Genomic DNA, 15,142 nt, shown 5'->3' with positions numbered 1-15,142 from the left:
GTTTTGTATATGGTCTGGCCTCGATCCGGTAAATAGGGGTCGGATTTTATGTATTCGTACTGGTATTAATTGTGAAACTTGATTTGTGGTTGGTGATCGGTTTTCAATTTTGATGGTTTACTTCATGTGAGGGTGCGTGATATTTTTTGCCGCCTGAATCGGATGTCATGCCGCGAATATCCGGATCGGTCGTCCGTCAATACGTGTTGAGGGGTTGAGCAGGTGACGTGAACGACAGCGCGCCAGCGGTTGCGGGTGCACATCGCGGAGTCTTCAAGCTTCCTTAGATAAGGAGAACGAATTGGATAGCTTTCAGCGAGAGATCCCGAAGAGCCGGGTGTCGATCACCCTCGATCTGCATACGGGTGGAGCGAAGAAGAAAGTCGAATTGCCGCTGAAGCTGCTGGTGGCGGGCGACTTCAGCGCCGGCCGCGAGCAGGCGCCGCTGGCCGAGCGGAAGAAGGTGAACATCGACAAGAACAACTTCGATGCCGTGCTGGCCGATTACGCGCCGGATCTCAGGATCGCTGCGGACAACACGCTGGCCGGCGATGGTTCGGAGTTGCCCGTCAACCTGTCGTTCCGGTCGATCAAGGATTTCGAGCCCGAGCAGGTGGCGCGCCAGATTCCCGAGCTTCAGGCGCTGCTCGCGATGCGCAATCTGCTGCGCGACCTGAAATCGAACCTGCTCGACAACGGCACGTTCCGCCGCGAGTTCGAGAAGGTGCTGAAGGACGACCGCCTGTCCGCGAAGCTCCGTGGCGAACTCGCGCAGATCGCGACCGCCGCGACGCAGCCGGAAGGGCATGCGTGAGCGCCGCCGGGCAAAGCGCGCGTTCAGCGCATTCCGCAACATCGTAGCGATTCGATCGCAGACAGGACCCGAGATGAAACCCACTGAAACGCAGCAGGCCGGTGCAACCGAGACCGTCGTGCTGGACGCCCCGCATGGGGATATCGATAGCGTCTATGCATCGCTGTGCAGCAAGATCAACCTGAAGCCCGTCAACGAAGCGCGCCCGCTCGAGGCGTTCCGCGACAACGACATGCTGTCCGAGGCATCGGCCGACGAGCGGATCGCACGCGGGATGGGGGCGTTCCTTGAACTCGTCGCGAAGGCGAGCCAGCCGGTCGACCGGCTGGACAAGTCGCTGCTCGACTTCCATATCGGCCAGATCGACCGGCAGATCGGCCGCCAGCTCGACGCGGTGATGCATGCACCGGAATTCCAGGCGCTCGAAGCGCGCTGGCGTGGCCTGAAGATGCTCGTGAGCCGTACCGATTTCCGCAAGAACGCGCGAATCGAGGTGCTGGACGTGTCGAAGGATGCGCTGCAGCGCGACTTCGAGGACACGCCTGAACTGATCCAGAGCGGCCTGTATCGCCTGACGTACATCGAGGAATACGACACGCCGGGCGGCCAGCCGATCAGCGCGATGATCAGCGACTTCGAGTTTGCCAATTCGCCGATGGATGTCGCGCTGCTGCGGAACATCTCGAAGGTCGCCGCTGCCGCGCACATGCCGTTCATCGGCTCGGTCGGGCCGGCGTTCTTCGGCAAGCAGTCGATGGAGGAAGTGGCGGCGATCCAGGACATCGGCAACTACTTCGATCGCGCCGAATACATCAAGTGGAAGAGCTTCCGCGATACCGACGACGCGCGTTATGTCGGCCTCACGATGCCGCGCGTGCTCGGCCGTCTGCCCTACGGCAAGGATACGGCGCCGGTGCGGGCGTTCAACTACGAGGAAGCCGTCAAGGGCCCCGATCACAACAAGTACCTGTGGATGAACGCGTCGTTTGCGTTCGCGGCGAACATGGTGCGCAGCTTCGTCAGCAATGGCTGGTGCGTGCAGATTCGCGGGCCGCAGGCGGGCGGCAAGGTCGAGGACCTGCCGGTCCACCTGTATGACCTCGGCACCGGCTACCAGCCGAAGATTCCGACCGAGGTGCTGATCCCGGAAACGCGCGAATTCGAGTTTGCGAATCTCGGCTTCATCCCGCTGTCGTTCTACAAGAATCACGACTTTGCGTGCTTCTTCTCCGCGAGCTCGACGCAGAAGCCTGCGCTGTACGAGACCAAGGAAGCCACGGCGAACAGCCGCATCAACGCGCGGCTGCCGTACATCTTCCTTCTGTCGCGCATCGCGCACTACCTGAAGCTGATCCAGCGCGAAAACATCGGTACGACCAAGGATCGCCGTCTGCTCGAACTCGAACTGAACGGCTGGATCAAGGGGCTCGTGACCGAGATGAAGGATCCGGGCGACGAGCTTCAGGCATCGCACCCGCTGCGCGACGCGAAGGTGACGGTCGAGGATATCGACGACAACCCGGGCTTCTTCCGGATCAAGCTGTTCATCGTGCCGCACTTCCAGGTCGAAGGGATGGATATCGGGCTGTCGCTCGTGTCGCAAATGCCGAAGGCCAAGAACTGATCTGACGTTTGTGTGCGAGCCGCCGGGGCGTCGATGGTTGCCCCGGCGGCGCAGCGCGTTTTGTGCAACCGGGAGAATCCATGTCGATGATTTTGCCTACGCAGGCTTATGAATTGAAGCTGGCGCCGCATCCGGCGCCGTTCTCGATTCTGAAGTTCACCGGGCTGGACCGCGTGAGCCAGCGTTATCGATACGAGATCGAATTCACAAGCCCGGCGGCGGGGATTCCGATGGACCAGGTGCTGGGCCGGCCGGCGAAGTTCAGCGCCGATCCGATCGATCCGAACATGGATTACCTGCGGAAGATGTTCGGGGAGAACGCGGCGCAGTTCAGTGCGAAGCCTGCGGCGTATACGGTTCATGGCGTGATCACGCAGTTCGACGAGTTGGAGACGTCAGCGGATGAAACGCGCTACCGGGTCGTGCTTGAGCCGACGCTTGCCGATCTCGATCGTGGTGTGACCAGCCGGCTGTTTCAGAAGCAGTCGGTCGAGGAGATCGTGACCGATACGCTGCGGCATTACGGGTATCGCGCAGGTGTCGATTTCCAGTTTCAGTTGCGCGGGCAGTACAAGCGTCGCGAGTACGTGACGCAGTATCGCGAGACGACGTTCGCCTTTATCCGGCGCATTTGCGCGGAAGAGGGAATCTGGTTTCGCTGGGAGCAGAAGAAGGATCGCGCTGTGGTCGTGTTCGGCGACGATCTGGATGCGTATGCGCGCAAGCAGCGCACGGTGCCGTATCGGCGTGACTCGGGGCTGGAGAGCGTCGGCGCCGATGCGATCAAGGCACTCGGGCGCGAGATGAAGCGTGTGCCGGAAGCGGTGCGACTGCACGACTACAACCATCGGCAGGCCGAGGTGTCGTTGCTGGTCGAGGAAAACACGGCGCGCGACGACAAGACGACGAACGCCGTCGATTATCGCTGGGGCGAGCATTACGAGACGCCCGAAGAAGGCAAGCGGGTCGCCCGGTTGCGGCACGAAGCCTATCTGGCCGAGCAGATCACGTTCAAGGGGGCTGGTAATCCGTTCTGGCTCGAAGCCGGCGAGGTGATGCGGGTCGAGCCGAGTCAGGTCGATGCGAAGCACGGGATTTTCGTGACGTCGGTCGAGTCGCGTGGCGGGCGCAGTGACGCGTATTGGGTGGCGTTCGCGGGGATTCCGTCGGATCGCGTGTGGCGTACGCCGATGACTTCGGTTTCGCGGCCGGTCGTTGACGGGATTCTGCCGGCGCGGATTACGTCGCCGGGGAACTACAAGTACGCGTATCTGACCGAGCAGGGCTGGTACGTGATCAAGCTGCCGTTCGATCTCGACGAATGGAGCCCGGGTGGGACGAGCCGGCCGGTGCGGTTTGCGAAGCCTTATAGCGGTGACAACTACGGGCATCACTTTCCGCTGATCGACGGGGCTGAGGTGGCAATCGTTTATACCGACGGCGATCCGAACCGGCCGGTGATCATCGGTGCGATGCACGACAGCGTGCATCCGGATCTGGTTAACAACCTGAACCATACGCGGAATCTTATTCGTACGGCTGCGCGGAATGAGTTGCGGATGGAGGATAAGGAGGGTGTCGAGCATATCCACCTGACTACTCCGTTTCAGACCAGTGAGCTGAATCTGGGGCACATGGTTGATGATGCCCGCAACGAACGAGGTCAGGGGGCCGAGCTACGTACCGACGGACATCTTGCGGCGCGCGGCCCGAAGGGCATGCTGCTGAGTACTGAAGCGCAGGTTGGCGCCGCGGGTCGCCAGCTCGACATGAAAGACGCCCGGGAGCAGTTGCAGCGGGCGATCGATCGCATGGAGTCGCTTTCGGAGGCAGTGCGAGCCGCAGAGGCGACCGTCGCCGAGCTGCAGCAACAGAAGTCGTTCTATGCGGAAGCGCTCGACGGCTTGAAACGCTCGGCAATTCTCGCGAGTGCGCCGTCAGGTATTGGGCTCACGTCCGGGGAGCATTTGCAGGTCAATGCGGACCGGAATCTGATTGCGACCGCCGGCGGGAATTTCGACATCGGAATCATGCGGAACTTCACCGTTGCGGCCGGAAGACAGGTGTCGCTCTTTGCGCAGGCACTGGGGGTGCGGGTCACCGCGGCCAAACAGGATGTTGTTGTCCAGGCCCGCACGGGGGCGATGGCGCTGTCGGCGTCGAAGAACATCAACTTCACCAGTACCGATGGTGAGATTCTTGCCGCCTCGCACGGCGCGCTTACGCTGACGAGCGGAGGCGCCTACCTCAAGATCGACGGCGGCAACATCGAACTCGGATGCCCGGGTGATATCACGCTCAAGTGCGGAAATTTCCACTGGACTGACCCTGCCTCGCTTTCGGTTCCACTGCCGAGCATGCCAATTGGGCCATGCAAGGAGTGTTTGCTCGATGCGCACCGCGGTGTCGAAGCAATGACGGAGGTCGCCTGATGACCGGAACCGAGCGTGTGATGTCAGCCGGCGACTCGGACGCGGCATGGGAGGTATGGCGCAATCGATTGTTGTCGCAGTTCGAAGCATTCGACGCAAGCGATGTTTCGGCGTACCTGTACGTACTCGCCGATGCACGCGCGAATCAGGATCTCGACAAGCTGCTGGTTCGGGTTCCAAGGCTGGAATGGCACTCGCTGTGGGACGGCACCGTCCTCGAGTCCTACACGGACATCGCGCCCTATCTGATTGCGATCGATCGTTTCGCATTTGATGATCCACGCGATCTGCAGAGCCGGCTCGTCCGGCGGTTCTGGAAAGAGTCGAGCGGGCAGCACATGCTGACCTGGATATGGTCTCCGTTCCCGACGCGGCTTCTGGTTGAGCACTTTCGAGCGTTCTGTCGTTACTCGACGCCGGACAGGCGCGCGTACTTCCTGCATTTCTACGACAACCGGATTCTTGCCCGGTTACGGGCAGTCTGGAGCGGAGAACAGGCCCAGGCGTTTCTCTCGCCGTGTGCCGAGATCTGGTATCGCGATCGCGAATCGAACGAGATCGTATGGCGGAACGATGCAGGTGTGACCGCTGGTGTCGTCGAGGGAGAGCGCGCAATGACCATCGAGCAGCACATGGCTTTGCTGCGACTCGGTAGCGCGGACAAGCTCGCGATGCAGTTGCGCACGATGTACGGGGCGATGCTCGACGATCTCACGGATTCGGCGCTTTACCGACGTGTTGCGGAACAGTTGGAGCGGGCGGGTCGATACGACATCAAGGATGCCGATGATCTCTTGAACTACGTTTCGAAGGGCATCGTCATTTCGCGTCGATTCGACGAGCACCCGGTGATTCATGAGCGATTGGTGCGCGCAATGAGCGGTGGGCAGACGTATCGGGACGCGCTGAGTTGCATCGATGCCGACGTTTTGTGCGAGGCGTCTGGCGTGGAGCCGGACGTCGAGGGGCCTGGAGGGTTCTCGCATGATTGAACGGTTTTTCATATCGCTGGCGGTGGTGCTGACACTGGCCGGTTGCGACGCGTTTTCATCTGAACCGACCTACAGCGGTATCAGCATCATGGGACTCAACTACACGCCATTCAATCTGAGCAGATTCACTATTCGTGACAAGTATGGCAACAGGGCGAGCGGCGGGGGCGATTTGCCGCCAAGTGCGGGCGCTGGCAGGCTGAGTTGTTGCTACAAACTGAAGGGAACGGATTTTACGGTCGACTGGGACGTGTATGACCAGGACGAATTCATGAAAGATCCGTATGCGCCAATCAAGAAGATACGCAAGACGACCGAAGTCAAGTTTCCGCCAACAAAGGTTACGGGTGGAGCCGGGGAGGTGGTGCTCGCGGTGCATTTCTATCCGGACGATCACATCGAGTTCGAATTTCGTAACGACATGAGCGGGACGAGGATCGACTACACGGAAGTGGATCACTGGCTTCAAACGAACTACGGGAAAGCGGCCAACCCGGATGATGACGACATGGCTGTTGCGTTTAGACGTACTGCGCGGATCGCATCACAGGGTTGGTTGAAGTATCGCCTGACTGACACGAAGGATCTGGAGCAGTACGTGTACTACATGCAGTTAGTCAATCCAAGATTTGATGAGCATCCGGCCGTGCAACGGATCTTGAAGGAGACGAAAGGCAAGCCGGGCGCGTTCGGTGCGGCGATGCAGAGCCTGCCGAATACCGTTGTTCAGGAGATCAGAGGAGGTCGGCTTGACTAGGCGTCATCTAGTGGTGAGTGGCGCTCGTCTGAGTCGGCACGGTTTTGATTCGAGCACGTTTCGGTCGCGAGATGAAGCTCATGCATCGGATCGAGTTCTTGCGTTGGGATGTTTCATCAATGATTAAACGAATCTTCATCTTGTGGGCTGTGACCCTGACATTGGTCGGTTGCGACGCGTTTTCACCAGAGCCAACCTACGGCGGTATCAGCATCATGGGACTCAACTACACGCCGTTCAATCTGAGCGAATTCACCATTCGTGACAAGTATGGAAACAGGGTGAGTGGTGGTGGCGATCTGCCGCCGAGCGCAGGCGCGGGTAGCTTGAGTTGCTGCTACAAACTGAAGGGAACGGATTTTACGGTCGACTGGGACGTGTATGACCAAGATGAGTTCATGAAAGATCCGTATGCGCCAATCAAGAAGATACACAAGACGACCGAGGTCAAGTTCCCGCCAACAAAGGTCACGGGTGGAGCGGGGGAGGTGGTGCTCGCGGTGCATTTCTATCCGGACGATCACGTCGAGTTCGAATTTCGTAACGACATGAGCGGGACGAGGATCGCCTATACGAAGGTGGATCACTGGCTTCAAACCAACTACGGAAAGGCCGCCAACCCGGATGATGACGACATGGCCGTGGCGTTTAGACGTACTGCGCGGATCGCATCACAGGGTTGGTTGAAGTATCGCCTGACTGACACGAAGGATCTGGAGCAGTACGTGTACTACACGCAGTTAGTCAATCCGAGATTTGATGAGCATCCGGCCGTGCAACAGATCTTGACGGAGACGAAAGGCCAGCCGGGCGCGTTCGGTGCAGCGATGCAGAGCCTGCCGGACGCAGTCGTCCGAGAAATCAAGAGTAATCGCTTTGAACGAGTTACGGTAAGAGGCCAACATGACTGATAAAACTCTTCTGGATCCAGCGGAGCGAACTCCGCCCGAAGTGCGTGCTGCAATCGGGGAGAATCAGAAGGCATATCCACATGATGCGTGTATTCCCTGCGGAGCCGTTATACACGTCGGTTTTTTTTTCGATGGGTTCGGTCGTCATCGAGACTACGATGATAAGACGAATTCTCGGTACTCGAATATCTGTCGACTCTGGGAAGCTCATCGAAATAACGAGGATCGACGTCGGGAACTGGAGCCAAACCACTTTTGGTATCGGCTCTACTATTCTGGACTCGGAACCGAGTTGAATAAGGAGGCTCGAGAGGGTCAGATTGTTTCTGCCGGATTTAAGCTTGGAAAACAAGGAGCCAAAGCAGCAGGCTCGATCGCAACTAGCGTCGGCAAGAACGTAACCGGTGTAAAACGACTTCCCGTCGACCCGGAAGACACTATCACGGAAGGACTCAAGAAGGGGCTCAAGGAATTTTCGTACCGTCCGATCGTGAAATCTTTCAAGGACTTGGTCGACTCTGTCGAATCCGCGCCGCGCAATATCGGTCGAATGTTGCAACTGCAGCGCGACAATCGCTGGCTTCGACGCGGTCGTGCCGCCACTCGCGCGATTCTTTACGACGCGAAGAAGAATTTTCCGTCAATTGCCTGGAGTACCGCCAAATCGGTGTTCTTTGGCGTCGTGATTGATTCGATCCCATGGTTTCGCGACAACCGCGCGATCGCCCGTGTATTTGGAACAGGCATCGAGGACCGGTTGGCGGCCGCGATGAACCAGTTTGAAAAATCGATCGACGACGTCAAGCAGAAAATGCCGAAGATCCAGCGGATCCAGGTATCCATCTTCGGTGCTGATCGTGGCTGTGTTCTGGCTCGGGCACTCGCGAACGAGCTGACTCAAAGGTACCAGCGCCCGAGCGACATGAAGCTGGTCTTTGTCGATCCGAAAGATCCTAACCAGACGGCTATTCCGATCGAAATCAAGTTCCTCGGACTGCTGGATGCCGTGTCTTCGTTAATGGAGGAAAACAAGCTACTAGGGATCGCGCCGGTCCTTGGCTTGCTCAAACAGAACTACGGGGACCGCGATCTATCGGTGCCGGCGTCGGTGCAGCGATGCGTGCATTTTGCTGCGGCTCACGAGCTGCGTTTCTATCAGCGACTTGATAGCCTTGAGAACACGCGCGGGCTTCAATACCTCTATCCCGGAACGAGCGAAGACATCACGGGCGGGGCGCCTCCAGGAACGCTTGGGGCACGCGCGGAACTTCAGCGTGTCGTTTACGCGACATGCTTAACGAGGCGGTCTCACATGGAGTCGTGCTCGATACGATGGAGGATCTGTTCAAGTTCAAGGGTGAAACGTTTGCTAAGTTTACCCTTGCAAATCCCATCTCCGACGGCAAAGCAACCTACAAAATCGGAGAACTGATTGACGCGTACCGTCAGATGGTTCCCTACGTCGCACGTCTGAATTTCCTTGAACACATGCAGGTGTTCTTGCGCTGGATGGCGGTTCGCTATCAATCGCCCGAGTTTCGCGCGACCGTGACGAGTCGATTCGACGGGCTCGCTTCGCGGCACCGGGAGCTTCTGAAAGAGCGCAACGACGCTGAGGCCGCGTATGTCGCACTGCGTAACCAGCGACCACCGGCCGATAGCGTGACGCTCGGAAAAGCTTTGGCACGTTGGCAGGATTCGCTCATGCCGGAAATGCTTTCCAGTCGTGACGCAGGCATCGAGAAAGCGCGCCCTTCCGTGGGCGTTTGGGAGCGTATCCAAAGCGAATCCGAAGAGCTGATGCGACGCGAATCCCAGCAAACCGGGTTGCAGAAATCGGCAAATGTCATACGTGAAATGGCTCAACACGGTGCGTTGCCATGGGACGCCGACCCGGAGTTCAGCGCAACGGCGATCGAAGCCTGGATGATGACGCCAGAACAGGAAGCGCTGATCCAGGCATGGAAGATGGGCCTGAGCGGCAAGAACCCGCTGCCGCCGAAAGTCATGGCGCTATTCGATCTGCTGGTTCACGACACGATGTTGACGAGTTGGCATGACCACGTGCTGTCGTCGAATCTGTACTTCCAGACACGCGCTATCGACACGTTCGGAAATAGCGACTATGTCGACGAGGAAAAAAAACGCAAGCGCGTCGAAAAGCATGGAGAACGCGTCAAGCGGACCAGCGAGGCGATGGCACCTGCTGCCCGGTTGCCGGGACGCTTGTAACGCAAGATCAATCGCTCACTGTCGAACTGCGGTGGCGATTCCAGTTTATTTCGGGGGGACATATGGCAGGCATCATTCGCGTCGGAGACAGCCACACCGGCGGTGGCAACGTAACGGCTGGTTCGGACAAGCGCTTTTTCATGGGCCGTCCGCTGGCCCGGCTCCACGATCCCGTGACCTGCCGGCGGCACGGTGACAACCATATCGCAACCGCAACCTCGGGTGCATTCGATGATGGTCGCGAAGTCGCGCAGCACGACGATGAGTGCGAGTGCGGCTGTCGTTTGCTTTCCTCTCTTCCGAACAGCGGGCGCTGCTAATCAATGGCGCTGGATTTCTCGTCCCTTCCGCCTGAAAAGCCGGTTCCCGACAAATCGCCATCGCGGCTTCTCTGGGGCGCGGTGTTCGCTGCGCTGACGTCGGCCGGCATATTTGCCGTACTGATGCTTTGGCCGAAAAGCGAACCGACCGACACGCCATGGTTCTGGATATGCGTGTCCGTATACCCGGCGGGTTTTTCCGCCTTCATCGTGTCCCGGCGCTATCGGGCATACGAACTCGAGCGCGCGAAAGTCCAGGCATGGAACGATGCAAGCAGGAAGTACAACGCGCAAGCTTTTGCGCGAGAGAGCGTGCCGATGCTTGTCCTGGGAGCGACCGCACGCGTAACCGCGGACGATACGGGAACTGGTGTCGACCAGATCGTCGATGGAACGATGAAGTTGCATGCCAAGGCTTCGGAGCAGAAAGCAAACGAATCGGTTTCGGCAAGATGGTTTGAGCCGATTGAAGCCCGCCTGGCAGCAGACGATGCGGAACGCCATGAGTCGGTTCTCGAATGGCTGTACGAGCGACTGCTGAACGACCTGAAGCAAACCCTGGCCGCGCTTCATCCGGATCTGCCGTTGCGCGTTTTGCTCGATCTTTCCGGTTATGCCGGAGCGGTCGACGCGGTCGAGTCCTGGCGGAGCGAATGGCGACGTCACGAGTTGCCATTCGCGAGAACGGACCGTGCTCCAGAGCCACTCGATCTGATGATGGTCGATTCCTGGCTCGACGATCAGAACGGACCGCTGGATCAGCATGCGGTGTTGCTCGTATCTATAACACTCAACAAAGTGATTGACGAGCCGCCGGCAAAGGGCTCAGCGGAAGCCGGGGTGGGATTGCTGCTGGTTTCCGAGGCGCTTGCGTCGCGCTTCGAATTGCAACCGGTTGCCGCGTTCCACCGACCCCGTCGAGCCGATCATGACAACCCCGAGCATGCGCTTACCTACGGGCTTCGTTGGGGCGGTGCCGCACCGGATGGCATTGGCGCGCTCTGGATGACCGGATTCGATAGCCAAGCAGCCGGTTCCGTGCGCACGGCGTTGAACGCAGGCAGTCCGGAAGGAGAGAACGACGAACCCGTACCGGAGTTTGAGCTCGATCGAATCGTTGGCAACGCGGGAACCTCGGCGGGATGGCTTGCCGCAGCTTGCGCAACGTACGTGGCCGGTCAATCGCCAAAGCCGCAGCTGGTCGCACACCGCGACGAAGCCGATATGTTCATCGCTGTCGTGACGAACCTGGATAACGCATCAACTACACACGCACTTCCGCATGAATCGGATATTCAAACTTGACCTGTTCGGGACCATTGTTTTCGTCGTCCTTCCCGGGCTGATCGTCTGGATGCGACCGCACTGGATTGGAATATCCGTGGCGGATCGGGGATTGGCGCTGGCCGCTTTATGCGTCATTTTCGTGGCGCTCTTGCTCATTTTCAGCTTCAGTGATTCGTCCCGGTCGGCCAATGGCTGGCGCGCCGTGAAGAAGTGGGTCGATGATCACGTTCGTCGTGCGCCGGCTCCGTCGGGAAACGGCCCGACGGGTAATGCCGCGATTCGAGCCGAATCGCTTAAGCAGGCCCGGATGGAGAGACACGGCTGGCGATGGCGCTATCGCGATCGCTGGGTGCTGGTTGCCGGTGACTATCCGCTTGTCCGGCGTCTCGCCCCTGGGTTGGCCGATACCGGCTACGCGATTCTCGGCAATACGATCGTGCTGTATGCGCGGCAAATTGACGACAAACTCGACACCGAATGGCTCGATCAGATTCGTCGTCTGCGCCGTTGTCGTCCGATCGACGCGATCGTCGCCGTCACGCGTCATCGAAGCTCTGGCGATGCATCGTTCGACGTCGACGAACTCGCCGCGCGGCTTGCTCGCCACGCACGCACGTTGCGCTGGGCTGCGCCGGCCTATCTTCTGGACGTGACGGATTTCGGCAGCGAACGGGCTAGTCCGGACGAAGCGATGGGTTTTACGTGGGCAAACACGCGCTTGAGTGATGAGGCGATTGACGAGTCGTTGCGAAATCTCGTCGACAATCTCTCGGACGCTGGTGTCGCGCGCCTCGCCTTGAATGCCGATGATCGCTACCCGGCCGAACTGTCGCAGCATGTTTCGAGGTTGCGCGGGGCATTGTCGGATCTGCTGCTTCGAACCGCAGAATCCACCGTTTCGAGACATGCGCTTCACGGGCTGATGTTCGCGCCTCTATTCAAGGCGCGGGATCGGGCGTCGCCAGATTCCGGTCTGCCGAGAGGCGATTCGATTAATGGCGACCTACCGCCCACTCCTCAACACCGAACCCTCTGGCAAACCATCGCCGACCACAGCCGCAAGGTTCACGGACGCCGCATCGGCTTTTCGCTGTCGCGCACGGCAGCCTGGATGGCGACCGCCCTGATCGGCTGCTGGCTCGCCGGCACGATGCTGTCCGGTTTCGCCAACCGCACAACGATCGGAAGCGCGACGGATTCGGTTGCGAAGCTCGCCGGGCCCCAAAGCCCTACGCGATCGCTGCAAACGCTCACCGATCTCGATCGGCAGATGGACACGCTCGAAATCCACCAGCGTACTGGCACGCCTTTGACCGCCCGCTTCGGCCTGAATCGCGACCACGCACTGCTCGATACCCTCTGGCCTTACTATGCCGATGCCGCAAACCGCATCCTCGTCGGTCCGATCCGCCAGAAGCTCGAAGCGAGACTGCATCAACTCGCGTCCCTGTCCGACGCGGAAATCGCCAGCGGCGGCGACGCCCAGGTACAGGCCGCTTACGACACGCTCAAGACCTACCTGATGCTCGCCAGGCCCGAGCAGGCCGTGGCCGCATTCCTGACGCCGCAACTTATCGCGACGTCCGCACCGGAACGCCCGGCCAGTTCGCAACTGTCGGCTGGGAAATGGGCAGACATTCGTCAGCACGCAATCACGTTCTTTGCCAATCACGTCGGGCGCGGAGCTGCGTCGCGCCGAACTGCCCTGACGATTGTCCCGGACGGAGCGCTGATCGCGTCGACTCGCCAGACAATCATCGGCGTTCGAGGCATCCAGAGCTCGGGCGACGCGATCTACCAGCAGATCATCGATGAAGCGTCACCGAAGTACCCGCCGCTATCACTCGCGACACTGCTCGGCGATGCAGCGTCGCAAGCCTCCGCCGGCGGCGCGACGAGCCGAGGTCTGTTCGGCACGACCGCAACGGTACCGGGCGTATTCACTCGCGCGGCGTGGGAAGAGCGAATTTCGAAGGCAATCGACGAAACCGGCGAACAACGCGATGTGGCAAGCGACTGGGTGCTCTCCGACACCAAGGTCGCCAACGCGTCTCCGTCGACATTGAAGGCCGAACTGCGCCAGCGCTACTTCGACGACTACACGCGGGCATGGGCGCTCTTCCTCAACAGCCTGCGCTGGCAATCAGCCGCGACGCTGTCGGCCACCGCAGACCAATTGACCTTGCTGGGTGATCCGCAACGCTCGCCGCTGGTCGCGTTGATGAATGCGATCGTCTATCAGGCGGGCACGGGAGCCAACGCACAGTCGCTGTCCGACACGCTGATCGGCAAGGCACAGCAACTGGTCGGCGCGGACGAAAAGGATCCGTCGAAACAGGTGAAGCTGCAGCTTGCGCCGCTCGCCGCCGCATTCGGCCCGATCGTGCGTCTGGCCGGTAGCGATCTCGGTTCTGGAGCACCGTCCGGCGGCAAGGTAGGCACACCGCCGTCAGCCACCGGCGATCTGAGCCTGGCACGCTATCTGGAGCGGATTGTAGCGATGCGCCTGAAGACATCGCAGATCGTTTCCAGTCCGGATCCGGACGCGATTGCACGTCTGGCTGCGCAATCCGTGCTTCAGGGCAAGACATCCGATATCGCCGACAGCCGCGACTATGCCAGCCGGGTCGCCGCGAGCCTCGGCGAGCAATGGTCCGGCTTCGGCGCACTGTTCCGGGCGCCGTTCGATCAGGCATGGCAGGTCATCGTGCAGCCGGCCGCGTCGAGCCTGAACGAGATCTGGCGCGCGGCGATCGTAGCCGACTGGAGCAAGTCGTTCGGCGGCCGCTATCCGTTCGCGGATTCGGACAACGATGCGTCGCTGCCCGAAATGGCGCGCTTCATGCGGCCCGATGGCGGCGTGATCACGCAATTCGTGACGACGCAGCTCGCCGGCGTCATCGAGCGGCAGGGTGACCGCTGGGTGCCCGCGCAGGGCACCGATTCCGGTGCGCTGACGATCGATCCGGGCTTCCTGAGCGGATTGAACAAACTCACGCGCATTTCGACGGTGCTGTTTCCGTCCGGCGATGCACGCTTGCGCTACGAGTTGCAGGCGGTACCGACGCCGGGTGTCACCGACATGCGATTCGTGTTGTCCGGCCGCGAATTGCACTACTTCAACCAGAAGCAGGAATGGACGCCGTTCGAATGGCCCGGCCAGTCGCTCGAAAACCTGTCGCATATCGAATGGCAGACGGAGCAGGGCGGCTTGCGGACGGCACTCGATTCGCAGGGGCGCTTCGGCCTGATTCGCCTGTTCGAGCGGGCGAAGGTCACGCAACAGGACAACGCACGTTACCTGCTGACCTGGACGCCGGATACGAGCCAGGGCATCCCGCTCAAGGTGCAACTGCGCAGCGAGGCGGGCGCCGGCCCGCTCGACGTTCTCCGGTTGCGCAACTTCGTGCTGCCGGCACGGATTTTCATGACCGGTGCGGTGAGCGCCGGGCCGAAGGTGTCGACGGCCAGTCCGCCGCCGTTGCCGGCTGCGGCGATTGCCGCAGCCAGGCACGCTGCCGTGCCGCTGCCACCAGGGCTGCCGGGTGCGATGACGTGGCCGGATGAAGCGATGCCGGCGGAGGCCAAGAAGGCATCCCGTCAGACGAGCGCGATAGCGGAAGCGCGACTGAGCACATCTGGCGAGAAACCGTCAAAGAGCGATCCGCGGATGGAGGTGTCTTCGCTGGCGACGACTTCGGCATCTTCCGATGCCTCCACCAGACCGTTCGGACACGCCCTCCGTTTGCTGGGCGACGCATTTGCGTTCTGAG

The 15,142-nt window shown here is 60.1% G+C and carries 11 protein-coding genes; all 11 read left to right on the top strand.

All coding sequences use genetic code 11. The features are described 5' to 3' along the window. The first annotated feature begins 301 nt into the window (after window positions 1-301). The 11 genes from tssB to JYG32_RS24205 all read left to right on the top strand — a co-directional run bounded on the left by tssB (window position 302) and on the right by JYG32_RS24205 (window position 15,141). On the top strand, window positions 302-814 hold the full coding sequence (gene tssB, locus JYG32_RS24250; protein ID WP_174378911.1) for a type VI secretion system contractile sheath small subunit: 513 nt from the start codon (window positions 302-304) through the stop codon (window positions 812-814). A gap of 73 nt (window positions 815-887) precedes the next feature. After that, entirely contained in the window at window positions 888-2,438 is a 1,551-nt protein-coding gene (gene tssC, locus JYG32_RS24245) for a type VI secretion system contractile sheath large subunit (protein WP_213267237.1), read from the top strand. Window positions 2,439-2,518: 80 nt separating this feature from the next. Continuing rightward, window positions 2,519-4,870 carry a type VI secretion system Vgr family protein gene (locus tag JYG32_RS24240; RefSeq protein WP_213267236.1) on the top strand — a complete coding sequence of 784 codons (2,352 nt, stop codon included), beginning with the start codon at window positions 2,519-2,521 and terminating at the stop codon, window positions 4,868-4,870. Then, window positions 4,870-5,862 carry a DUF4123 domain-containing protein gene (locus tag JYG32_RS24235; RefSeq protein WP_213267235.1) on the top strand — a complete coding sequence of 331 codons (993 nt, stop codon included), beginning with the start codon at window positions 4,870-4,872 and terminating at the stop codon, window positions 5,860-5,862. Before JYG32_RS24240 ends, JYG32_RS24235 begins: the two co-directional genes overlap by 1 nt. Then, window positions 5,855-6,619, top strand: a complete 765-nt coding sequence (locus tag JYG32_RS24230) for a hypothetical protein (protein WP_213267234.1) — start codon at window positions 5,855-5,857, stop codon at window positions 6,617-6,619. Before JYG32_RS24235 ends, JYG32_RS24230 begins: the two co-directional genes overlap by 8 nt. A 119-nt stretch (window positions 6,620-6,738) precedes the next feature. After that, window positions 6,739-7,530: a DUF3304 domain-containing protein gene (locus JYG32_RS24225; RefSeq protein ID WP_213267463.1), complete on the top strand. Its 792-nt coding sequence runs from the start codon at window positions 6,739-6,741 to the stop codon at window positions 7,528-7,530. Then, window positions 7,523-8,962: a DUF2235 domain-containing protein gene (locus JYG32_RS39070; RefSeq protein ID WP_249744861.1), complete on the top strand. Its 1,440-nt coding sequence runs from the start codon at window positions 7,523-7,525 to the stop codon at window positions 8,960-8,962. The genes JYG32_RS24225 and JYG32_RS39070 overlap by 8 nt, the downstream gene beginning before the upstream one ends. After that, on the top strand, window positions 8,863-9,762 hold the full coding sequence (locus JYG32_RS39065; protein ID WP_249744860.1) for a hypothetical protein: 900 nt from the start codon (window positions 8,863-8,865) through the stop codon (window positions 9,760-9,762). The genes JYG32_RS39070 and JYG32_RS39065 overlap by 100 nt, the downstream gene beginning before the upstream one ends. 62 nt (window positions 9,763-9,824) lie before the next feature. Beyond that, window positions 9,825-10,082, top strand: coding sequence for a PAAR domain-containing protein (locus JYG32_RS24215; protein ID WP_213267233.1), 258 nt, complete (start codon window positions 9,825-9,827; stop codon window positions 10,080-10,082). A gap of 3 nt (window positions 10,083-10,085) precedes the next feature. Then, window positions 10,086-11,387 carry a hypothetical protein gene (locus JYG32_RS24210; protein ID WP_213267232.1) on the top strand — a complete coding sequence of 434 codons (1,302 nt, stop codon included), beginning with the start codon at window positions 10,086-10,088 and terminating at the stop codon, window positions 11,385-11,387. Further along, a complete protein-coding gene (locus JYG32_RS24205) occupies window positions 11,365-15,141 on the top strand; it encodes an ImcF-related family protein (RefSeq protein WP_213267231.1) in 3,777 nt (1,258 codons plus the stop codon). The genes JYG32_RS24210 and JYG32_RS24205 overlap by 23 nt, the downstream gene beginning before the upstream one ends. Window position 15,142: the final 1 nt, after the last annotated feature.

This window comes from Burkholderia pyrrocinia, from assembly GCF_018417535.1.
Lineage (GTDB): Bacteria > Pseudomonadota > Gammaproteobacteria > Burkholderiales > Burkholderiaceae > Burkholderia > Burkholderia pyrrocinia_E.
This window is presented reverse-complemented; position numbering and strand designations above follow the sequence as displayed.

Excerpts from the sequence above, each read along its gene's own strand:
- JYG32_RS24215 (WP_213267233.1), top strand. The coding sequence starts at position 9,825 with ATGGCAGGCATCATTCGCGTCGGAGACAGCCACACCGGCGGTGGCAAC.
- JYG32_RS24235 (WP_213267235.1), top strand. The coding sequence starts at position 4,870 with ATGACCGGAACCGAGCGTGTGATGTCAGCCGGCGACTCGGACGCGGCA.
- JYG32_RS24210 (WP_213267232.1), top strand. The coding sequence starts at position 10,086 with ATGGCGCTGGATTTCTCGTCCCTTCCGCCTGAAAAGCCGGTTCCCGAC.
- JYG32_RS24225 (WP_213267463.1), top strand. The coding sequence starts at position 6,739 with ATGATTAAACGAATCTTCATCTTGTGGGCTGTGACCCTGACATTGGTC.
- JYG32_RS24240 (WP_213267236.1), top strand. The coding sequence starts at position 2,519 with ATGTCGATGATTTTGCCTACGCAGGCTTATGAATTGAAGCTGGCGCCG.
- tssC (WP_213267237.1), top strand. The coding sequence starts at position 888 with ATGAAACCCACTGAAACGCAGCAGGCCGGTGCAACCGAGACCGTCGTG.
- JYG32_RS39065 (WP_249744860.1), top strand. The coding sequence starts at position 8,863 with ATGGAGGATCTGTTCAAGTTCAAGGGTGAAACGTTTGCTAAGTTTACC.
- JYG32_RS24205 (WP_213267231.1), top strand. The coding sequence starts at position 11,365 with ATGAATCGGATATTCAAACTTGACCTGTTCGGGACCATTGTTTTCGTC.
- JYG32_RS24230 (WP_213267234.1), top strand. The coding sequence starts at position 5,855 with ATGATTGAACGGTTTTTCATATCGCTGGCGGTGGTGCTGACACTGGCC.
- JYG32_RS39070 (WP_249744861.1), top strand. The coding sequence starts at position 7,523 with ATGACTGATAAAACTCTTCTGGATCCAGCGGAGCGAACTCCGCCCGAA.